18 protein-coding genes and 1 pseudogene are annotated in these 19,646 nt (G+C 63.2%); 3 read left to right on the top strand and 16 right to left on the bottom strand.

Translation table 11 applies throughout. The annotated features are described in order from the left end of the window. Positions 1-4 precede the first annotated feature (4 nt). Positions 5-886 carry a formyltetrahydrofolate deformylase gene (gene purU, locus BHE01S_RS02815; RefSeq protein WP_042260724.1) on the top strand — a complete coding sequence of 294 codons (882 nt, stop codon included), beginning with the start codon at positions 5-7 and terminating at the stop codon, positions 884-886. A gap of 16 nt (positions 887-902) precedes the next feature. Here purU and BHE01S_RS02810 read toward each other — a convergent pair whose 3' ends face one another. Continuing rightward, positions 903-1,163, bottom strand: coding sequence for a hypothetical protein (locus tag BHE01S_RS02810; RefSeq protein WP_042260349.1), 261 nt, complete (start codon positions 1,161-1,163; stop codon positions 903-905). 237 nt (positions 1,164-1,400) lie between these two features. Between BHE01S_RS02810 and BHE01S_RS02805 the strand changes: the two genes are divergently transcribed. After that, positions 1,401-2,519 (top strand): GlxA family transcriptional regulator, encoded by a 1,119-nt coding sequence (locus tag BHE01S_RS02805; protein ID WP_042260348.1) that lies wholly within the window; start codon positions 1,401-1,403, stop codon positions 2,517-2,519. Between the two features lie 103 nt (positions 2,520-2,622). On the opposite strand, the gene BHE01S_RS02800 is transcribed toward BHE01S_RS02805, so the two are convergent. The 3 genes from BHE01S_RS02800 to BHE01S_RS39735 all read right to left on the bottom strand — a co-directional run bounded on the left by BHE01S_RS02800 (position 2,623) and on the right by BHE01S_RS39735 (position 4,216). Further along, positions 2,623-2,922 carry a DUF4158 domain-containing protein gene (locus tag BHE01S_RS02800; RefSeq protein ID WP_042260346.1) on the bottom strand — a complete coding sequence of 100 codons (300 nt, stop codon included), beginning with the start codon at positions 2,920-2,922 and terminating at the stop codon, positions 2,623-2,625. 400 nt (positions 2,923-3,322) lie between these two features. Further along, a complete protein-coding gene (locus BHE01S_RS38905; protein ID WP_245639623.1) occupies positions 3,323-3,568 on the bottom strand; it encodes a DUF2778 domain-containing protein in 246 nt (81 codons plus the stop codon). 381 nt (positions 3,569-3,949) lie between these two features. Continuing rightward, positions 3,950-4,216 carry an Hcp family type VI secretion system effector gene (locus tag BHE01S_RS39735; protein ID WP_407669451.1) on the bottom strand — a complete coding sequence of 89 codons (267 nt, stop codon included), beginning with the start codon at positions 4,214-4,216 and terminating at the stop codon, positions 3,950-3,952. 293 nt (positions 4,217-4,509) lie between these two features. On the opposite strand from BHE01S_RS39735, the gene BHE01S_RS02790 reads away from it, so the two are divergent. Next, a complete protein-coding gene (locus BHE01S_RS02790; protein ID WP_052405662.1) occupies positions 4,510-4,794 on the top strand; it encodes a hypothetical protein in 285 nt (94 codons plus the stop codon). A gap of 397 nt (positions 4,795-5,191) precedes the next feature. On the opposite strand, the gene BHE01S_RS02785 is transcribed toward BHE01S_RS02790, so the two are convergent. The 12 genes and pseudogenes from BHE01S_RS02785 to BHE01S_RS02730 all read right to left on the bottom strand — a co-directional run bounded on the left by BHE01S_RS02785 (position 5,192) and on the right by BHE01S_RS02730 (position 19,615). After that, a complete protein-coding gene (locus tag BHE01S_RS02785; RefSeq protein ID WP_042260342.1) occupies positions 5,192-6,184 on the bottom strand; it encodes a GlxA family transcriptional regulator in 993 nt (330 codons plus the stop codon). A gap of 44 nt (positions 6,185-6,228) precedes the next feature. Then, positions 6,229-7,125 carry a choline ABC transporter permease subunit gene (gene choW / locus BHE01S_RS02780; protein ID WP_042260339.1) on the bottom strand — a complete coding sequence of 299 codons (897 nt, stop codon included), beginning with the start codon at positions 7,123-7,125 and terminating at the stop codon, positions 6,229-6,231. Next, a pseudogene (locus BHE01S_RS02775) lies at positions 7,118-8,403 on the bottom strand (quaternary amine ABC transporter ATP-binding protein); the annotation flags it as partial. The pseudogene BHE01S_RS02775 and the gene choW, both read right to left, overlap by 8 nt. A gap of 114 nt (positions 8,404-8,517) precedes the next feature. Beyond that, entirely contained in the window at positions 8,518-9,378 is an 861-nt protein-coding gene (locus tag BHE01S_RS02770; RefSeq protein ID WP_042260335.1) for a glycine betaine ABC transporter substrate-binding protein, read from the bottom strand. Between the two features lie 112 nt (positions 9,379-9,490). After that, positions 9,491-10,636 (bottom strand): hybrid-cluster NAD(P)-dependent oxidoreductase, encoded by a 1,146-nt coding sequence (locus BHE01S_RS02765; protein WP_042260333.1) that lies wholly within the window; start codon positions 10,634-10,636, stop codon positions 9,491-9,493. Positions 10,637-10,683: 47 nt separating this feature from the next. Then, entirely contained in the window at positions 10,684-11,925 is a 1,242-nt protein-coding gene (locus BHE01S_RS02760; protein WP_042260329.1) for an aromatic ring-hydroxylating oxygenase subunit alpha, read from the bottom strand. A gap of 49 nt (positions 11,926-11,974) precedes the next feature. After that, on the bottom strand, positions 11,975-12,787 hold the full coding sequence (locus tag BHE01S_RS02755) for a drug:proton antiporter (protein ID WP_042260327.1): 813 nt from the start codon (positions 12,785-12,787) through the stop codon (positions 11,975-11,977). Further along, the gene (locus BHE01S_RS02750) at positions 12,784-13,953 is read right to left on the bottom strand and encodes an electron transfer flavoprotein subunit alpha/FixB family protein (RefSeq protein WP_042260325.1); all 1,170 of its coding nucleotides are present in this window, start codon (positions 13,951-13,953) and stop codon (positions 12,784-12,786) included. Before BHE01S_RS02750 ends, BHE01S_RS02755 begins: the two co-directional genes overlap by 4 nt. 4 nt (positions 13,954-13,957) lie before the next feature. After that, positions 13,958-15,886 carry a (Fe-S)-binding protein gene (locus BHE01S_RS02745; protein ID WP_042260323.1) on the bottom strand — a complete coding sequence of 643 codons (1,929 nt, stop codon included), beginning with the start codon at positions 15,884-15,886 and terminating at the stop codon, positions 13,958-13,960. A 3-nt stretch (positions 15,887-15,889) separates the two neighbouring features. Then, the gene (locus tag BHE01S_RS02740; RefSeq protein WP_042260321.1) at positions 15,890-17,953 is read right to left on the bottom strand and encodes an NADH:flavin oxidoreductase; all 2,064 of its coding nucleotides are present in this window, start codon (positions 17,951-17,953) and stop codon (positions 15,890-15,892) included. Positions 17,954-18,016: 63 nt separating this feature from the next. After that, positions 18,017-18,550: a DUF5943 domain-containing protein gene (locus BHE01S_RS02735; protein WP_042260319.1), complete on the bottom strand. Its 534-nt coding sequence runs from the start codon at positions 18,548-18,550 to the stop codon at positions 18,017-18,019. Positions 18,551-18,643: 93 nt separating this feature from the next. Then, positions 18,644-19,615 (bottom strand): dipeptidase, encoded by a 972-nt coding sequence (locus BHE01S_RS02730; protein ID WP_042260317.1) that lies wholly within the window; start codon positions 19,613-19,615, stop codon positions 18,644-18,646. Positions 19,616-19,646 lie beyond the last annotated feature (31 nt).

Raw genomic sequence — 19,646 nt, 5'->3', positions numbered from 1 at the left:
GCGCATGCCCACAGACAACCCGCAGCACCGCTACGTGCTCACGCTGTCCTGCCCTGCCGCCGCCGGGCAGGTTGCCGCGGTCGCCGGCTTTCTCGACGCGCACCGCGGCTATATCGACGAACTCACGGTGTTCGACGACGACATCAGCACACGCTTCTTCCTGCGCTGCGTCTTTCACGAGGTCGTGCAGGCCGGCGCGGGCGAGCGCTTCGATCTCGCGGGCCTGAGGGACGAGTTCGCGAGCGTCGCGCGCAAGCATGAAATGACCTGGGCCATTCACGACCTGCGGGTGCGGCCCAAAGTGCTCATCATGGTGTCCAGGCTCGAACACTGCCTGGCCGACCTGCTGTTTCGCTGGCGCATGGGCGAGCTGCAGATGGACATCGTGGGCATTGCCTCGAATCACCGCGACTTCGAACCGCTCGCAAAGCAGCACGACCTGCCGTTTCACTACCTTCCCGTTACGCCTGAAACGCGGCGCGAACAGGAAAACGCCATCCTCGACCTGTTCGCCTCGACCGGTTCGGAGCTGCTGATTCTCGCGCGCTACATGCAGATTCTCTCCGATGAAACTAGCCAGAAGCTGGCCGGCCGCGCCATCAACATCCATCATTCGTTCCTGCCCGGCTTCAAGGGCGCGCGCCCGTATCACCAGGCGCACGTGCGCGGGGTCAAGCTGATCGGCGCAACGGCGCACTTCGTCACCGACGATCTCGACGAAGGCCCGATCATCGAGCAGGAGGTGCAGCGGGTCGACCACTCGCTGAACCCCGAGCGTCTGCTGGCCGTCGGGCGCGATGTCGAATGCGTGACGCTCGCGCGCGCCGTGCGGGTATTTCTCGAGCGCCGGGTCTTCATCAACGACGGCCGCACCGTCGTGCTGTGAGCGAGCGCGTAGGCATTCACGCCGCCATGCTGTGGCGGCGCTGCGCCTGCGCGACCAGCGCCGCGAACGCGCCCTCGCTCATCCTGCTCGCCACCCGCTCGGCATAGTCGTGATGCCGCCGCGCGAGCGGCGCGCCCACGCAACGCGCCTGCAGATAGCGCAGCAACCCGATACGCCCGTGCCCGCGCGCCATGCTCTGCTCCAGCAAGGCGAGCGCGGCTTCGGCATCGCCGTGACCGGCGCGTTTGTTGAGTTCGACAGTTGCGGTGCGCGGCATGACGGCAGGTCTCGTGGATGGGGGGCGGCGTGGGCCATGTGCCCACTGACGAGTTGACCAAAGCGGCGGCGGCGCTGCTAGAACGAACCCGCCAGGGCGGCGGAACCGCGCCGCCATGCGGCGTGTATTCCTTCGAGATTTCGCTTTTGCGAAGATCGATGGCGGAAAACGACAAGCGCCTCGGTGTCATATCGGGGAAGCTTGACTGAAACCGCATCGCCGCTATCCTGTGCCTCCATGTCCGACACACTCGCCACCGCCGTTTCCGTCGACGCCGCCCCCAAGGAGCGCATCCGCTTCGGCATCGTGCTGCTGCCGAACTTCACGCTGACCGCGTTTTCCGGTTTCGTCGACATGCTGCGCCTGTCCGCCGACGAAGGCGACTACAGCAAGCCCGTGCGCTGCTCGTGGCGCGTGATCGGCGAAACGCTCGCGCCCGTGCGTGCCAGCTGCGGCATCCAGATCGCACCGTGGGAAACCTTTGCCGATGCGGAACCGGTCGACTATCTCGTGGTCGTGGGCGGACTGCTCCATTCCGGCCCGCACGCAAGCGAAGCTACGCTGCAGTACGTCCGCCGCGCGGCCAGCGGCGAGACGACAGTCGTCGGAATCTGCACGGGTGTTTTCGCGCTGATGCGCGCCGGCGTGCTCGACGGTCATCGTATTTGCGTGAGCTGGTTCCACTATTGGGACTTCATCGAGCGCTTCCCCAACGTCAATGCCGACGCCATCGTGGCGGACCGTCTGTTCGCGATCGACCGCCGCCGCATTACCTGTTCGGGCGGGCGCGCGTCCATCGACGTCGCCGCCGCCATTTTGCTGCGCCATTTCGACCACGCGACGGTACAAAAGGCGCTGCGCATTTTACTGGTCGGCGAAATGCAGAAGGGCAATGCGCCCCAACCTCACCCGCCCGGCCTCGAGCCCGCCACGCATCCGAAGGTCAAGCGCGCCGTCCTGTTGATCGAGCAGCAAGTCGGGCGTAACGTGCCGCTGGAGGAACTGGCCTGCAAGCTGAACCTCTCGCCACGGCAGCTCGAACGCCTTTTCAAGGCGGAAACGGGCAAGAGTCCGCGCGCGTTCGCCAACGCCTTGCGCCTGCGCACAGCCGCCTGGCTGCTCACGAGTTCGGACCGCACCGTTGCCGATATTGCTTCGAGTTGCGGGTTTTCGGATGCTTCGCATCTTGGGCGTGAGTTTCGTAAGCAGTTCGGGATGCCGCCTGTTATGTTTCGCGCGCAGCGGAGTGGGCAGGATTCTGTGCAGTTGGCGGATCTTGATGCGCTATTGCGTAATGAGCCGCTTCTCGGCGGCCAGGAGGCGGAAGGGGGGACTGTCAGTACTTCGCTGCATTGATGGGGTGGTGCGGGTTTCTTTGTTTTTGCGGGTCCCCGCGGGTTGGGCTTTTCTTGTTTTCGCGGGGGTGTCAGTAATTTCGTGTTCAAGGCATATGATGCTCTCAAGGAGAGACTATGCCTCGCAACACGATATACTGCAGATCGTCCTGCACGGCTTCCAGTTCGTAATCGAAGAACTGACGCTTCGCCCTGAAGTACCCGAGTTGCAACGCCACGTGAACGGCAATGGGTACCGTGCGCGCCCGGATCGCGCGCGATTCCGGCTTGTCCAGCTCGAAGTACGTCAGACGATCTTCGTCGCTGAAACGCGGCAAACCGTAGAGATCGTCGATCTCCTGCCGGGTGAAGATCGACAGGCGGTGTGAACGGTCCGGCGTGTGAGTATCTGCTTCTGCCTGCATCCGGCAGTCCGGGGAAATGTGTGCGGACGGATTGCGAGGTCATGAGTTCTGCTTACGAAAACCCATTGCACCGGAAGCTCACGCGTCAAACAAGAGTGCTGATGGCTATTGAGCGGCGGGTGATGTCTTGCCCAAGGGTGGGTTTCGTTATTCACGCCTTCAATCTTTTCGTCTCAGCATGTAGAAACACAAAACAATTGCCAATACCGAGACAGCATCGACCACCGTCAATAGTGGTAACGGGCTGGACCATTTATCCATGTTCGTTGTTCGTGAATAATACGGGGGGCCACTGCCATAGGCTTCGCCAAAATTGATCACGTTGAATGTGATGACCAATCCCAGAAAAATAAGTAAGGCCGCTCCGCAAAGCACATGAACAGATCGATTTTTTGCCATATCAGTACTGAACAGTCAGGGGAATATAGCAATCTGGCGACCCAGCGGTTACGTCTTTCAAAACGCGAACAAAGTCTTCCATTCGGGCGTGCAGGTTGATGCAGCCTGCGCGTCCTGCATGAGTGCCGCCATGGATAAAAAATCCGCCACGACCATAGGTTTGCGTGCCTGGTAAAACGTGAATCGTGAGCCGGTGATCTCCCCATGCCGCAAGCGGCGCGAGGTTGTACCAGTGGTTCGTCCACATCTGCGACGGCTTAACCCAATACTGTCCCTCGGGAATTGGTCCTGTGCGGCTCTCGTGTTGTCTGGCAAGAGAATAATCAAACGCACCCCCGTCAGTGGGGCGACCTGAAACGGCAGCATAGGCTCGCCCTCCCGGACCAATCATGGTCAGGAACCGCCCGTTAAACCGTAACGAAATGCTCGACCTGGCACAAAGCGGAGCGCTCGGGATGCCCCGTTCCGCCGCGTATGGATTCGACATATTAACTATCGCTCATTCCAGTCATCGGTGAATTGGATATTGCCATCGGTATAATGCCATGTGATGCGATCGTACATCAGTGACACCAGTTCAATATGATTGGTTTGTGAGTCACTGGATTTTGCGTTCGCCATGCCGGGGTTAACGCCGGTAATCTTCACCCCCTTCGATCAGCATGATGAAGTACACTTCTTCCTGACTCGCGTGGTTAATCCTGTACCACTTCAGTTCAGCCGACTTCAGGGTCTGCCCTTTCGCTACGGCCTTGTATAGATAAGGGCTTGCGGCATCGAATTCTTTCTCAATGCGCATTGATGAATGAGAACGGGCTCCGGTAATTTTCCCGGTGCTACTATCGACGGGCAGATTCAGGCCATGGCTAAAACCAACCACTTCGATACTTCCCACACGTCCCTGAACAGTGACGGACCTTTGATATCGGAACCGCCATCGTCTTTAAGCCACATATAAGCCGGAATAGGCATTCTATTGATCCTTGGTCAGCGAGGATTGAACGAATGCGAAGCGCTGGCAAGCTTATCGCGCATGCGGGGTAAGCAGGTTGATGTGCCTCAACACGGCGGGTGTGTCGCTAAGTGTTATTAGCAATATGCACTTGTTTCCCGATAAAACTCACCTTTCGCAAATCGCGTCACACCCAGCCGGTTCACCGCGATCATTTCGTTGCCTGCAATGGCAGGATGCTGATCGATCCGGTTTCCCTGTCATTTCCTGCCCCTGCGAGCCTATCCGCATTGCGCGCGTGGTACGCAGGCGTCGACTCGCGCAAGGCCGTTCAGCGCTATTGTGCGCAGCCGCTTGAGGGCGGGCAGTCGGCGCGTGGCGTGATCGGCCGGATGCGTTGGCAGATCGTCGCGTTTGCCCTCAGCCGTCATCGCGGCGATCTCGCCATGCCGTTCCAGTGCAGTGCGGATGAGCGTACACGTCAGATCGAGCAGATCTTTACGCGACGCCAGTCGGCGTAAATGCCACCCGGATTGACCACGCTCCCAGCACGTCGAGACTCGCCACACGCACCGTCAAAGCCTTGTCTGGCAAAGGTTTGAGAGGGGATTTTCAGTTTATGGGCGTTGGGCAATTTTAGCCTTGCAGGCCCGGCCGCTGCGCGCGTAGCGAGCAGCGGGAACGGATGATCCCTTTGTCACTAACGAGAATGGTGCGAGGTGACAGACGCTCCGGAGCCACTGGCGATAACGGCCAGAGGTGAACTGTGGCAGGCGCTGGCGATGTGAGCGGCTTTCTTTTGCCTACTTTTCTTTGCCGCTGGCCGCCGCAAAGAAAGTAGGTGCCGCCCCGCACAGGGGCAACGCCCGCGTCCCGACGCAAATTCAAGAAAAGGCAAAAAAACAAAAAGCAAAAAACTCACTCCGAGCCACGCCGCTCATGACTCGGCGCATGCCCAAACTGCACCCGATACGCCTTACTAAAATGGCAAGGCGAATTAAACCCGCAAATAGCGGTCACACGCGAAATCGAAGTATCGGTCGTACGCAACAATTCCCGAGCGCGCTTCAGCCGCAACGTCAAGTAATAATGCGTAGGCGAAACGTTCAGATACGCCTTGAACATCCGCTGCAAATGCCGTTGCGAAAGCCGAACGAGCCGCGCGAGTTCTTCCAGCGACAGCGGCTCCTTGATATTCGCCTCCATCAACCGCACGACTTCCACCAGCTCCGCGCGCGAAAAACCCACGCGCGCATCCACGGGAATAGGCTGCAGATCGGTCGAGCCGCGAATCCGCTCGAGAATGAACTGTTCCGATACCTTGGCGGCAAGACTTTGCCCAAGGCGCGCGCCAACGAGTTCGAGCATCAGGTCGAGCGGCGCCGTGCCGCCCGTGCAGGTGAGCCGGTCGCGATCGACGACGAATAGTTCGTCGGCGAACCGCACGCGCGGAAACTCTTCGTGCAGGACCGTGAGATCTTCCCAATGCACGGCGCAGCGATAGCCGTCCAGCAACCCGCTGGCCATCAGCGCATAAGCTCCGGTGCAGATGCCGCCAAGCGGCACGCCCTGCTGCGCCACCATGGCGAGCGCGGCGCGCACGCCTTCGTTCATGATCTCGCGAATGCGAATGCCGCCGCACACAATCAGCACGTCGGGCAGACATGCCGGGTCCAGCGCCTGCGCGGGACGCACTGTGATGCCGTTGCTCGCGCGGGCCGGTGTACCGTCGAGCGAGTAGATCGACCAGCGGTAATGGTCCGCACGCCCCACGTAGTTCGCCATGCGCAGAACCTCGACCGCGCTGGAAAACGCGATCATCGAAAAGTTCTGCAACGTCAGGAAGCCGAAATGCCGGAGAGACGATGCCGTGCGCACTTCGGGCTCGGGCACGACGATGTCGGTCGTCACATTGCGCTCCTCGGGAACGGCGGTTGATGGTGCAATGACGACGCTTACGCCTCTACGACCGCGGGACGCACGCGCATCAGTTGCCTGAGCCCCGAGAACAGCGGCGCTTTCACCACGCCCGGCGCCCGGCCAAAGCTCTCAGTAATCCGGTCGAGGATGATGGCGAGCAGCACAACGGAAAGTCCGCTTTCGAAGCCGAGGCCAATATCCAGCCGCTGAATGCTCGCGAGCACGTCGTTGCCAAGTCCGCCCGCGCCCACCATCGAAGCGATGATGACCATGGAAAGCGCCATCATGATGGTCTGGTTCACGCCTTGCATGATGGACGGCAGCGCATTGGGAAACTGCACCTTGTACAGCAGTTGCCATGGCGTGCAGCCGAACGCCTGCCCCGCTTCGACGATCTCGCGGTTCACGTGCTTGATGCCGAGGCTCGTGAGGCGAACGGCAGGCGGCATGGCGAAGATCACGGTGGACAGAATGCCGGGCACGCGGCCGAGACCAAACAGCATCGCGGCAGGAATCAGATAGACGAAGGCCGGCATGGTCTGCATCAGGTCGAGAATGGGACGCACGATGGTTTGCACGAGCTTGCTCTTCGCCGTCCAGATGCCAAGCGGAATGCCGATCAAGAGGCTGATCACCGTTGACGAGAGCGTGAGGCCGAGCGTCACGACGGTCTGGTCCCAGAAGCCTGTTGCGTAGATCAGCAATAGCGAGCACGTGACGAAGATCGCGAAGCGCCAGCCCACACGCCACAGGCCGATTGCGATGAAGAACGCCATGAGCGCCCACATGGGAATGGCCTGCAAGCCGTGCTCGACGAGCGCGGCAAAACCCTCGATTGCCTTGCCGACGGCGTCGAAGCTGTTGGCATCGTGGTCGAGCAGATAATGAACCGACTGATCGACCCACTGGCCGATGGGAATGATCTCAGACATGAGCAGCACCTCGATTACGCGTAATGACCTTCAGGACGGCGGCCTGATCGATGGAGCCGCAATAGCGGCCTTCGTCGTCGACCACGGGCAGCGCCGTCGTGTTCGCGCACACGCGCGAGACCACTTGCTCCAGCGGCGTGCCAAGCGCAATGCATTCGACCTGCTTCAGCGATGGCTGCGCAGCGCCTATCGCATCGCGCGTGACGAAACCGCTGATGCGGCGCTGCGCGTCCAGCACGAACGCGTAGTCGGCGCTGCCGTTGAGCGAAGAGGCCACGCTCTTTGCGTCGAGCGAGCGGATGAGCGGCACGGCTTCCCGCTGCATGAGGTCGCCGGCGGTGAGATAGCGGCTCGTATCCACGCCATCGAAGAACGCCCGCACATAGTCATCGGCAGGATTGCTGATGATTTCCTGCGGCGTGCCGATCTGTACGATGCGCCCGCCTTCCATGATCGCGATGCGGCTGCCAATGCGCAGCGCCTCTTCGAGGTCGTGCGAAACGAACATGATCGTGCGGCGCTGCTCCTTTTGCAGTTGCAGCAGCACGTTCTGCATTTCCTTGCGCTTGAGGGGATCGAGCGCGGAGAACGCTTCGTCCATGATCATGAGCGAAGGATTCACTGCGAGCGCGCGAGCGAGGCCCACGCGCTGCTGCATGCCGCCCGAAAGCTCGGCGGGCAGCTTCTGCGCAAACGCCGCGAGGCCCACCTGTTCCAGCACGGCCAGCGCGCGCCGCTCGCGCTCCTTGCGGCCCACGCCCGCCACTTCGAGTCCGAACGCGGCATTCGCGAGCACGCTGCGCTGCGGCATGAGCGCGAACGACTGGAACACCATGCTCATGTCGGTGCGGCGCAGCGAGACCAGTTCCGAACGCCGCACGGCCGCGATATCGCGCCCGTCGATGATGACCTTGCCGGCCGTCGGCTCCACGAGCCGGTTGATGAGCCGGATCAGCGTGGACTTGCCCGAGCCGGACAGCCCCATCAGCACGAAAATTTCGCCCTCGTGCACCTCGAACGAGGCATTGTTCACACCGAGCACATAGCCGGTCCTCGCGAACAGCTCGTCTTTCGTCGCGCCCTTTGCGAGCAGCTCACGTGCAAGCTTCGGGTTGGGTCCGAACACCTTGCATAATCCATCGACCACGATCTTGGGGGATTTCATCGACTCCGTCTCCTCGAACGGCAGGCGCCGGCCCGCACGGTACGTCTACATGGTTGCCAGAAAAAACCCTGCCGGGATGGCGAATTGCGACAGACGCTTGCGCAAAAGCGACACGGCGCCGCATCAGAAAAATGACATGCTGCATAAGCACAATCGCAGCGCGCGGCCCGTAGCGGGCACGGGTCTGGCGGGGCCGCTTCGGGCCCCCTGCCGTTGTTTGCCTGCGATTACTGCGTGCCTGCCCAGGCATTCACGCGATCGCCATGCGCGGCGATCCACGTGTCGGCCGCGGCATCGGGCTTCTCGCCGTTCTGGATCGCGAGCATCACGCTGTCGATCTCACCCGGCTTCCACTGGAAGCTCTTCAGGAACGCGACCACCTGCGGGGCCTTCTTTTCGAGTTCGGGGTTGGCCACGTTGTCCACGTGCTCCGCGGCGCCGTAGACGTTCTTCGGATCGTCGAGGAAGCGCAGCTTGTACTTGGCGAACATCCAGTGCGGCGTCCAGCCCGTGACGATCACCGGTTTCTTCGACCCCACCGAACGCGCCAGCTCAGCCGTCATCGCGCTGCCCGAACTCGGCATCACGCTGTAGCTGAGGTCGTATTGCTTGACGGCCTCGTCGGTCTTGCGCATCACGCCCGCGCCGGCGTCGATGCCGACGATGCGGCCGCCGAACGCCGACTTGTCCGCGTTGAGATCGGCGATACTCTTCGCGCTCACGTAGTCGGGCACCACGAGGCCGATCTTCGCGCCCGGGAAGTTCGTGCCGAGGTCGACCACCTTGTCCTTGAATTGCGCCCAGTACGCGCCCTGTGTGACGGGCAGCCAGGCGGAAAGCGTCGCGTCGAGGTCGCCGCGCGCCACGCCCTGCCACATGATGCCCGCGGCCACGGGCACGAGCTGCACCGGATAGCCATAGCGCTTCTCGATGATGCGCGCGGCCACGTTGGAGGTCGCGACGCTGTCGTCCCAGCCTTCGACATAACCGATCTTCAAGGTCGGCTTGCCGTCGGCAAACGCCGGGGCGCTCAAGCACATCATCGCCGATAACACACCGGTCCAAACAAGTTTTGCAGTCAGCTTCATGGTCGATCTCCTGTGATATGGGCAAGCGCCCCGTGCCTATGCAGATTCGCCCGCCACAATCTGCCGCTAACGTCGATTTACGACGTGTTCTTGTCGTTGCGCGACGCGCGCGCTATTTGTCGACGACGAGGTCGGACAGCGGTTTCGAGCAGCACAGCAGCGCCATGCCCTGATCGATTTCGCGCTGGCGTATGCCGCCGCTATGCTTCATATCCACCTGCCCCGAAACGAGCTTGACCTTGCAGGTTCCGCACATGCCCTGGCTGCACGAGGAAGCCAGGCGCACGCCAGCCTGGCGCGCGGCATCGAGCACGGTCTGGTGTGTGCCGCATTGAATCTCGCGGCGGCTCTTCGCGAAGGTGATCTTGAAGCTGGCCGTTTCGGCGGACGATTCCGCCGGCGGCTGCTCCACCGGCGCCTCGGCTTGCGTCGTAAGCGTTTCGAACGAAAAACTCTCTTCGTGGTAGCGTTCGCGCGCGAAGCCGGCTTCGTCGAGCAGATCGCGCACGGCTTTCATGTAGGGCGCGGGCCCACAGGTGAAGATCTCGCGCTCCATGAAGTCCGGGGCAATCAGCTTCAGCAGCGGCAGGGAGAGAAAGCCCGTCACGCCCGACCAGTCGGTGCGCGCGCCCACTCTTTCACAGACGAACGACGTGCGGAAATTCGCGCGGCTCGAAGCGATCAGTTCCAGTTCGCGCGCGAAGATGATGTCGTCGGGGGTGCGGGCGCTGTGCACGAAAACGATATCGCGGTCCTCCGCGAGATCGTGATGCGCGCGGCTCATCGACATCAGCGGCGTGACGCCGGACCCCGCGGAAAGAAACAGATACTTCGGTGCGGCGTGACGTGCACACGTGAATTCGCCGGCCGGCCCGAGCACACGCAGTGAAACGCCCGGGCGCAGGTTGTCGTGCAGCCAGTTCGACACCTTGCCGCCCGGCACGCGCTTGACCGTAATGGAAATGGTATGAGGCCGTGCGGGCGACGACGAAATCGTATAGCACCGGTTGATGGCCTCGCCGTCGATCTCGAGTTCGAGCGTAAGGAACTGCCCCGGCTCGAACGAGAATGTGCGGCCCTGCGGCGAGCGCAGGAAAAAGCTCTTCACGTCGTGCGTTTCCTGCCATACGTGGCAGCACACGAGGGTCTCCTCGACCTCGCTCGTCCACCGCTCGGGCAGCGCGCCCCAGAACGCCGGGCGCGTCACCCGGCTGTCACCGGGATCGAGTGGATTGAATTGGGCCGCGTCTCGCATCATGTCAAACTCCGCTCTCTTTGCCGCATTTTTTTCGCTTTGCGTGTGCGTTATGCGCCAATCTGCCTGGCGAGGCGGCCGATATACCAGGCCGAGAACTTTTCGACGAGCCCTTCCGTGTACGGCGAATACGGACCCGGTTCATACGCGCTGCTCGCCGCGCCGCGTTGCGAATACTCCACGAGCGTGCGGTCCTGGTTGTTGGTCGCGTTCCACACGGCGGTGAGGTTCTCCACGTCGTAATCGATGCCTTCGCGCGCGTCCTTGTGAACGAGCCAGCGCGTGCGCACGAGCGTTTCACCGGCGGAAAGCGGAATTACGGAAAACGACACGATGTGATCGCTCATGAAGTGATGCCACGAGTTCGGCTGCGTCCAGAACGAGAGGCCGCCGAGATCGGCGGTGCGAAACTCGCCGAGCAGCTTCTTCGAGGCGACCTTCGCGTCCAGCGTTTGCGACTCGCCACAACGGTCGAGCGGCAGGCGCTGCGTGCGAAAACCCGTGACGTCCAGAAGCTTTTCGATCTCGACCGATGGCAGGTCCATCGCTTCCCACTGCTTCGCGCGCTCGTTGCAGGTGCGCTCGAACGCGTCCATGCCTTCGGCGTTGGCTTCCGTGCGCGCGTAGCCGAAGCCGTACTCGTAGAGCGAAATCGTCAGCTCGGGATGATTCGCCACGCAGTGATAGCACTCGCGATTGTTTTCCATCACGAGCTTCCAGTTGCCTTTCTCGACGATGTCGACCTGCGCGGCGACCTTGCAGCCCGCCAGATCGTGCGGCAGCAAGTACGGCTCCATCTCGGCGCGCATGAGCGCGAAGTCGGCGGGCGGTTCTTCGGCGAGACACACGAAGATCAGGCCCGCGAGATTTTCCACGTGCACGCGCTTGAGACTGTGCTTGCAGCGGTCGAACTGCTCGCCCATGTGCTCGGCGAACATCAGCGCGCCGGTGAGGTTGTAGGTCCAGCTGTGATACGGGCAAACGATATTGCCCACCGACCCCTTCTCTTCGTTGCACAGGCGCGCGCCGCGGTGCCGGCAGACGTTGTGGAACGCGCGCACCTGCATGTCGTCGTCGCGCACGATCAGGATCGAGTCGCCCGCCAGATCGACGGTCACGTAGTCGCCCGGTTCGGGAATTTCCGCTTCCGTGGCGACCTCGATCCAGTGTTGCCGGAAAATCGTCTCCATATCGAGCGCGAAAATCTCCTCGCTCAGGTAGAAAGGCGCCTCCAGGCTGTAACCCGCTTGGCGGCGCTCGATCAGCGCGCGAATCTCTGCCGTTACTTTCATGTGTGCTCCGGATTTTTCATCCCAGTTCGTTGCCGACAGGCCAGCAAAATCAGTAATCGATGAGTTGATGCTCGCGCAAATACGCGAGGATCACTTGTGCTTTTTCGACCGAACTCCCTTCAATTACGACGTTGCCGCCCCGGCTTTCGGTCGTGGTCGCCGAAAGCATGCGCGCGTGGCCCGAGCGCTTCTCCGCCGCGGCCAGCCGCACGGGTTTACGCTCGATCGGGCCGACCGTCCATGCGCAGGCTTCGGTCGATTCGGCGCCGCTCGCGCGTGTTGCGCTTGCGGGCCGCACCGCGCCCGCGCGCAGCCGTGCACAGGCGTAACGGGGCTGGGCGTTCGCGAGCGGATGAACGGCGATCACTGCGGGCAGCGTGGTCTGCACGCGACGGCGCAGGCCTTTGGGCAGGAACTGCCGCACCACGGCGGCGCGCGTCGCGACGTCCACGTCGATGTCGACTGCGCCGCCCACGATCGGCGCGCCCAGCGCGGCCGCCACACGGTACGGCAGCATGCCGCTGTCGTGCGCGCCCTCGGCGCGCGTGCCGGTCAGCACGAGGTCGTAGCCGCGCACGCGCTCGGCGAGCATGCGCGCCGCGTCGCCGGACAGCGCGCAGGCCAGCACCTCCACTTCGTGCGCGCCTAGCGCGAGGTATTCGGCGAGCGCGGGGTCGGCGGCGTCGCCTGCGTGCAGCACGTCGAGACGCGCGTGATGCCGTTCGGCCAGCGTTCGCGCGAGCTCGAGCGCGAGCGCATCGTTGCGGCTGTAGCGCGGCGTGCCGCTCACGGGGTGACGCCCCGCCGAAACGAGCACGGCAATGCGCTCGATGCCGCGTTGAGGATCATGGCGTGCGTTCATGCGGCGACTCCTGCGGAATGCGTTTCGTCACGTACGGCGCTCGCCCCGCCAGGCTTTGCGCGTGCGGCTTGCACCTGCTCGATCAGCGCGGCGATCGTGCCTTGCGCGTCGCCGACCACGGTCAGGTTCGCGCGCTTCGCAATCGGCGCACTGCCGTCGAGATTCACGGCGATCACATGGCGGCAGTCCTTGATGCCCTGCAAGTGCTGCACGGCGCCCGAAATGCCGAACGCGATATACACACTCGCCTCGACCGTCTTGCCTGTTGCGCCCACCTGCTTGTCGCGCGTGAAGTGGCCGTTGTCCACCGCCACGCGGCTCGCGCCGATGGCAGCGCCGAATGCGCCCGCGAGCCGCCCGAACGCCGCAATGTCGGTTACGCCGTTGCCTGCGGAGACGATGAAATCGGCTTCTTCGAGCGCAACCTGTGCAGCATCGATGGATTCGAGGCCCAGGTCCTGGTATGGCGATGCGAGGTCGGTAGCCGGCCGGATGAAATCGCCCGCGAGGCGTTCGCCCGCGCCGACGAAGGGTAGCTTCGCCTCGACCGCGTTCGGCGCAAGGAGGATCACATCGGGCAGCGAGCGCACGGCCCATGCGCGCTTCGCCTGTTCATACACGCCCACATGCTTCGGATCGATCTCGACCACATGGGTCGCCACGCTCGCACCGGCGGCGGCCGCATAGCGGCGTCCGAGGTCGCCGTCGCCGCTGGCGTTGTCGGGCAGGAATACGTGCTTCGGCGCAAGCGCCGCCGCGCAGGCCTGCAGCGCGCGCAACGCGCTTTCAGGCGCGAACGTGCGGCGCTCGAACCCGGGCAGTTCGATCAGCTTGTCCACGCCGAGCGCCCCGGCATCGTCCTTCAGCTCACCGAACACCAGCAACGCCACTTCGGTTTGCGCATCGGCGAGCAGTGCGGCGGCGGCAACGGCCTGGCACGCGTGATCGTCGAGCGCGCCGCGTTCGGCGTGCGCGACCACGAGCAGAACATGATCTGGATGGCTCATCACGCGGCGTGGCTTCGCTGCGCTTGCGTGCGCGTGCTGCGCGAGCCATTGCGCGGCGCTCGCGTCCGCGCTGCCCTCCGCCCCCAGCGTGATGCGCTTGAGGCCCGCCGCCGTGACGACGAAGGGGCGGCGCGGATCGATTCGTTTAAGGGTATTCATCGATTCACTCCAGCGAGGCGGCCACGAGTTCGGCCACGTCGAGCACTTCGGGCCGCGGGCCGACCACGCCTTCGAGCATCGCCGTGCACTGCGGGCAGGCCACGGCGACCACCTCCGCATTGACTGCGCGCGCGTCGGCGATGCGGATGTCGGGAATGCGCTGCTTGCCCGGGATATCGGTGAGCGGCGCACCGCCGCCACCGCCGCAGCAGCGTGCGCGCATGCCGTTGCGGTCCATCTCCACGACCTTGATGCCAATGGTCTTGAGCAGCTTGCGCGGCGCTTCGGTCTCGCCGTTATAGCGGCCCAGGTAGCAGGGATCGTGATACGTCGTGCGCTTTTCCGTGAGCGCCTGCACGGCCTTGGGTGCGATGCGCCCGGTCGCGGCGAGTTCCGCGAGGTAAGTGGTGTGATGCAGCACTTCGTAACGCCCGCCAAGCGCGCGGTACTCGTTGCGCAGGCTGTGCATGACGTGCGGATCGGCAGTCACGATACGCGCGAAGTCCAGCGTGGCGAGCGTCGCCATCATCTCCCTGGCCATCTGCTGGAAAGTGGCTTCGTCGCCGAGGCGGCGCGCCACGTCGCCCGTGTCGGTTTCCCGCGCGCCCAGCACCGCGTAGTTCACGCCCGCCTTGTTGAGCACCTTCACGAGCGCGCGCAGCGTGCGCTGATAGCGCATGTCGAACGCACCCTCGCCCGCCACCACGAGTATGTCCACGCGCTTGCCCGGCTGCGCCACAGGCGCGTTGAGATCGACCGACCAGTCGTAGCGCGCCGCCTTGTCGTAGCCGCCCGCGGTACCCGTCTCGCGCAGATTCGCAAGCACCTCGGGGCCTTTGCCCGGCACTTCGCCGTGCACCAGCGTCTGGTTGCGGCGCATATCGACGATGGCATCCACGTGCTCGATCAGCATCGGGCACTCCTGCACGCAGGCGCGGCAGGTGGTGCAGGACCACAGCGTTTGCGCTTCGATCAGGCCCGAAACGATCGGCCCATGCGGCGCGCCGCCATGTTGACCGACCTTGATGCCGGGCGTGGGGCTGCCCGCATAGGCCGCATCGGTGCCGCCCGCCATGCCGACCACGAGATCCTGAATCAGCTTCTTGGGGTTGAGCGGCTGGCCGGAGGCGAACGCCGGGCACGCGGCCTCGCATTTGCCGCACTGCACGCAGGCGTCGAAGCTCAGCAGCTGGTTCCAGCGAAACTCGACGGGTTTCGCCACGCCGTATTCCTGCTTCTCTTCGATGTCGGGGAGCTTCAGCGCCGTGGGCGGCGTAGCCGTGCCGTTGCCGGTCCAACTCTCGCGCGTGGCCGCAAAGCGCTCCTGGCGCGGATGGAACGCGAGGTGCAACAGGCCCGCCACGGCATGCTTCATCGGGCCGCCGCGCGCTGCGCCGAACGTCATCGCGAACGCGCCCACTGCGATCAGCCCCGCGCAAAGTACCGCGAAGCCGCCCGACATGGCGCCTGCCGGCACGACCGTGAAGAGCGCCACGCCCAGCGCGAACGAACCGAGCAGCCAGGGCAACGTATTCCAGGGCCCGCGCGAGAGACGCGCCGGCACCGCTTTCGCGTGGCGGCGCCGCCACACGAACACCACGCCGGTCAGCATGGCGAGCGCCGCGAGAAAGATCAGCTTGTCGAGCCACGGCGAGTAGATCGCGAACCCGTAGTTGATGAACACGAGTGCGAGCGCCGCGATGGCGCCACCCGCGGTGGCGACGTGCGTTTTGGCGATGTACGGGTCGCGCGCCACCACGTGGTGCAGATCGACGAAATAACGCTTCGGGATACTGAACAGCTTGCCGACGCCGACGGAGCCGGGCGCAGCCGCGCGCCCCACCCGCCAGAAAGCGGCACGCTTCGCGAGTGCGAACGCGAGCCCCGCCATCGACACCCACAGCAGCGCGGTAATGAGCCAGGTCGGGTTCATGGTTCAGAAGTCCTTGGCGAGCCGCAGCGCGTCGTAAATCGCGCCGTGAATGTTATGCAAGGAAATACAGTCGCCCACGCGGAAGAGCAGGAAGCGGCCGTTGCCGAGTTCTTCGGCAAGGCACGGCTGCGCCTCGGCCGCGAAGAGCTTGTGCACGTCCACCTGCCCGCGGTTGACCGATTCGGGCTTGAGCGTCCAGTACAGGGCGTCGTTGGGCGTGCTGCCATTTTCGATCACCACCTGATCGACGGCGCGCTCTTCCTGTTCCTCCGTGTACTCGTTGCGCAGCACGGCGATCTTCTTGCCGTCTTCTTCATACACACGGTCGAGCCAGTAATTCGGCGTGTGAATCACGCCCTGCGCATAGAGCCGGCGATAGAAGATCGGGAACGTGGTGCCGCCCACGTCGTCGGCAACCTTCACGTCGGGTGTCACGATCTCGACCTTCGAGCCACGGCTCGAAATGAAATCGGCAACGCCGGCGCCCGCATGCGTGCTCACGCCGTCGTAGACAAGCACGTTCTGCTTCGGCTCGACCTTTCCGCTCAGGATGTCCCATGCGCTCACGGCGAGCCCCGCTTCCACGCCCCAGGCCGGAACCTGCTGCGTGAAGCTCGACCCGCCCGTGGCGAGCACGACGACGTCGGGCTTCTCCGCAAGAATGGTTTTCTCGTCGGCCGTCACGCCAAGGCGGCGATCCACGCCAAGGCGTTTCGTCTCCATGTCGAACCAGCGCACGATGCCCGCCATCTGCTCGCGCTGCGGCGCTTTCGCAGCCAGCAGAATCTGGCCGCCCACGGCGTCGCTCTTTTCGAACAGCACGACATCGTGGCCGCGCAGCCGCGCCACGCGTGCAGCCTCCAGGCCCGCCGGGCCCGCGCCGACCACCACGACCTTGCGCTTCGGCCCGCGCGATTTTTCGATGACGTGCGGCATGGTCGCTTCGCGCGAGGTTGCCGCGTTCTGCACGCACAGCACGTCGAGCCCGTTGTACTGGCGGTCGATGCAATAGTTCGCGCCCACGCACTGCTTGATCTCATCCTCGCGGCCATCGCGAATCTTGATGACCATGTGGGGGTCGGCGATCTGCGCGCGCGTCATGCCCACGAGATCGACCATGCCGCTCGCCAGCAGACGCTCGGCCTGGCCCGCGTCGCGAATGCTCTGCGCGTGCATGACCGGCAGCTTGACCACCGACTTGATGCCCGCCGCGAGATGCACGAACGGCTCCGGCGGCAGCGCCATGGGCGGCATGCAGTTCGCGAGCGTGTTGTGCGTATCCGCGCCGGAGCCGATCACGCCGAGATAATCGATGAGCCCCGTTTCCGACATCGCCTGCGCGATTTCCTTGAGCTGCTCGTGATCGAGGCCGTCTTCGTGGAATTCGTCGCCGCACATGCGCAAGCCGACGCAAAAGTCCTTGCCCACCGCTTCGCGCACGGCCTTGAGCACTTCCACGCCGAAGCGCAGACGATTTTCGAGCGAGCCGCCCCATTCGTCGGTGCGAAAGTTCGTGCGCGGGCTCCAGAACTGGTCGATCAGATGCTGGTGCGCGGCGGAGATTTCGATGCCGTCCATGCCGGCGTCCTTCACGCGCTTTGCCGCCGCCGCAAAGTCGCCGATGATGCGGCGGATCTCCTCCACCTCGATGATCTTCGCGTTGCCGCGGTGCACGGGCTCGCGCACGCCCGAAGGCGACATCAAATGCGGCCAGTGCTCGCCATGAAAGGCGGAGCGGCGGCCCATGTGCGTGGCCTGAATCATGATCTTCGCGCCATGGCGGTGCATCGCCTCGGCCAGACGCGCGAGCGGATCGATGATCTTGTCGGTGGCGAGGTTCACCGACTTCCACCAGCCCTGCGGGCTGTCGATCGACACCGGGCTCGAGCCGCCGCATACGGCGAGGCCCACGCCGCCCTTGGCCTTTTCTTCGTAATAGCGGATGTAGCGGTCGCCCGGCAAGCCGCCCGGTTCCGCGTAGACCTCGGCGTGGGCCGTGCTGACGATGCGGTTGCGCAGCGTGAGCTGATTGAGCGTCAAGGGTTTGAACAGATTGGGGTAGCGCATCGCTGACGACCTCTGGCGTTCGTGTCTTTCGGTATGTCCTGTGTTACGGAGGCGCGCGGTCGTTCAGGCGGCGATCGGCGAGACTTCGAATACGCAGTGCGCGTGGCCTTCGGCAGCGCACTGCACTTCTTTCGATTGCGAACGCGGCGCGTGCTTTCCGCCTTCCGTGGCGTCGTTCACCCAGTCCATCGCGCCCGCGAACCAGCCCGCGAACATGTAGCAAAGCTTGCCTTCCTTGCCGGGCTGCGCGAGCACGAACGACGAATGACGCAATTCGATCTTCGCGCGCGCGCTTGCCGGATCGGCCTCGCGTATCGTGAAGAGCCCCCAGCCGCGCTGCGAAAGACGCTTCAGGTAATGTTCGAACACGGCCATGCCGGCAATGCCGTGCTTTTCGGCTTCCTTTGCGCACCAGTGGTACGCCGACTTGTAGCCGGCCTTGTAGAGAATCTCGGCGTACGCATCGCGGCCAAGCGCCTCTTCCACGGCAGTGTGATTGTTGGTGAAAAAGTGACGCGGCACGTACAGCATCGGCAGCGCGTCCGTGGTCCAGACGCCGGTGGCGGGATCGACATCGATCGGCAATTGCGGTTGCATTTCGTGGGGCTCCAATGACTCGGTGAGCGTTTTTAGTTAGGGTTTCCAGGTATTCAAGGTGGCCTTTCCGTGTTGCACGGTCGGGCCTGGCGGTCAACCGCCCCAGACTTCGCCGAACACGCGCATCCAGTTCTCGCCCATGACCTTCTTGATGCGTGTCTCGCTCCAGCCGGCTTTTTGCATGGCGGCGGTCAGATTCGGAAATTCGCCGATCGTGCGGATGCCTTCCGGGTTCACGACCTTGCCGAAATTCGTGAGGCGGCGATAGCGACCCTTGTCGTGTGTGATCCAGTCGAAGAACTCGGTGCTGTAGCCTTGCGTGAAATCCGTGCCGATGCCCACGCGGTCCTCGCCGATCAGATCGACCACGTACTCGATCGCTTCGAGATAGTCCTCGACGGTCGAATCAGGGCCTTTCTTGAGGAACGGCGCGAACATCGTCACGCCGACGAAGCCGTTCGCGTCGGCAATCTCCTTCAGCTGCTCGTCGGTCTTGTTGCGCGGATGCTCCTTGAGACCCGCCGGGCAGCAATGCGAATAGGTCACCGGCTTCTTCGAGCATGCAATCGCGTCCGACGAAGTCTTTCCGCCCACATGCGAAAGATCGACGAGGATCCCCACGCGGTTCATTTCCTGGATCACTTCGCGCCCATAGCCGGAGAGCCCGCCGTCCGGCTCATAGCAGCCCGTGCCGACAAGGTTCTGCGTGTTGTAGCAAAGCTGCACGACATTCACGCCAAGTTCCTTGAACACCTCGATATAACCGAGGTTGTCCTCGAACGCATACGAGTTCTGGAAGCCGAAGATAATGCCCGTCTTGTTCTCTTTCTTCGCGCGCAGAATGTCGTCGGTCGTGCGTACGAGCGTGAGGATCTCGCTGTATTCGCGAATCTGCTGCTTCATCTGCGCAATGTTGTCGACAGTCTTCTGAAAGTCTTCCCAGACGGAAACCGTGCAGTTGACGGCCGTGACGCCGCCCTTGCGCATGTCTTCGAACACCGAGCGCTCGAACTTCGAAATGTTCAGGCCGTCGATGATGATGCTGTTGTCATGCAGAGTGCTCATTAGCCGCTCCGAAACTCGCGAATGAAATTGA

Origin of the sequence: Paraburkholderia heleia NBRC 101817 (assembly GCF_000739775.1) — a bacterium.
GTDB classification, from domain to species: domain Bacteria; phylum Pseudomonadota; class Gammaproteobacteria; order Burkholderiales; family Burkholderiaceae; genus Paraburkholderia; species Paraburkholderia heleia.
Note: the sequence above shows the minus strand (reverse complement) of the source record. Positions and strands in the feature narration are given on the sequence as shown.

Excerpts from the sequence above, each read along its gene's own strand:
- purU (WP_042260724.1), top strand. The coding sequence starts at position 5 with ATGCCCACAGACAACCCGCAGCACCGCTACGTGCTCACGCTGTCCTGC.
- BHE01S_RS02810 (WP_042260349.1), bottom strand. The coding sequence starts at position 1,163 with ATGCCGCGCACCGCAACTGTCGAACTCAACAAACGCGCCGGTCACGGC.
- BHE01S_RS02805 (WP_042260348.1), top strand. The coding sequence starts at position 1,401 with ATGTCCGACACACTCGCCACCGCCGTTTCCGTCGACGCCGCCCCCAAG.
- BHE01S_RS02800 (WP_042260346.1), bottom strand. The coding sequence starts at position 2,922 with ATGCAGGCAGAAGCAGATACTCACACGCCGGACCGTTCACACCGCCTG.
- BHE01S_RS38905 (WP_245639623.1), bottom strand. The coding sequence starts at position 3,568 with ATGTGGACGAACCACTGGTACAACCTCGCGCCGCTTGCGGCATGGGGA.
- BHE01S_RS02790 (WP_052405662.1), top strand. The coding sequence starts at position 4,510 with ATGCTGATCGATCCGGTTTCCCTGTCATTTCCTGCCCCTGCGAGCCTA.
- choW (WP_042260339.1), bottom strand. The coding sequence starts at position 7,125 with ATGTCTGAGATCATTCCCATCGGCCAGTGGGTCGATCAGTCGGTTCAT.
- BHE01S_RS02770 (WP_042260335.1), bottom strand. The coding sequence starts at position 9,378 with ATGAAGCTGACTGCAAAACTTGTTTGGACCGGTGTGTTATCGGCGATG.
- BHE01S_RS02765 (WP_042260333.1), bottom strand. The coding sequence starts at position 10,636 with ATGATGCGAGACGCGGCCCAATTCAATCCACTCGATCCCGGTGACAGC.
- BHE01S_RS02760 (WP_042260329.1), bottom strand. The coding sequence starts at position 11,925 with ATGAAAGTAACGGCAGAGATTCGCGCGCTGATCGAGCGCCGCCAAGCG.
- BHE01S_RS02755 (WP_042260327.1), bottom strand. The coding sequence starts at position 12,787 with ATGAACGCACGCCATGATCCTCAACGCGGCATCGAGCGCATTGCCGTG.
- BHE01S_RS02750 (WP_042260325.1), bottom strand. The coding sequence starts at position 13,953 with ATGAATACCCTTAAACGAATCGATCCGCGCCGCCCCTTCGTCGTCACG.
- BHE01S_RS02745 (WP_042260323.1), bottom strand. The coding sequence starts at position 15,886 with ATGAACCCGACCTGGCTCATTACCGCGCTGCTGTGGGTGTCGATGGCG.
- BHE01S_RS02740 (WP_042260321.1), bottom strand. The coding sequence starts at position 17,953 with ATGCGCTACCCCAATCTGTTCAAACCCTTGACGCTCAATCAGCTCACG.
- BHE01S_RS02735 (WP_042260319.1), bottom strand. The coding sequence starts at position 18,550 with ATGCAACCGCAATTGCCGATCGATGTCGATCCCGCCACCGGCGTCTGG.
- BHE01S_RS02730 (WP_042260317.1), bottom strand. The coding sequence starts at position 19,615 with ATGAGCACTCTGCATGACAACAGCATCATCATCGACGGCCTGAACATT.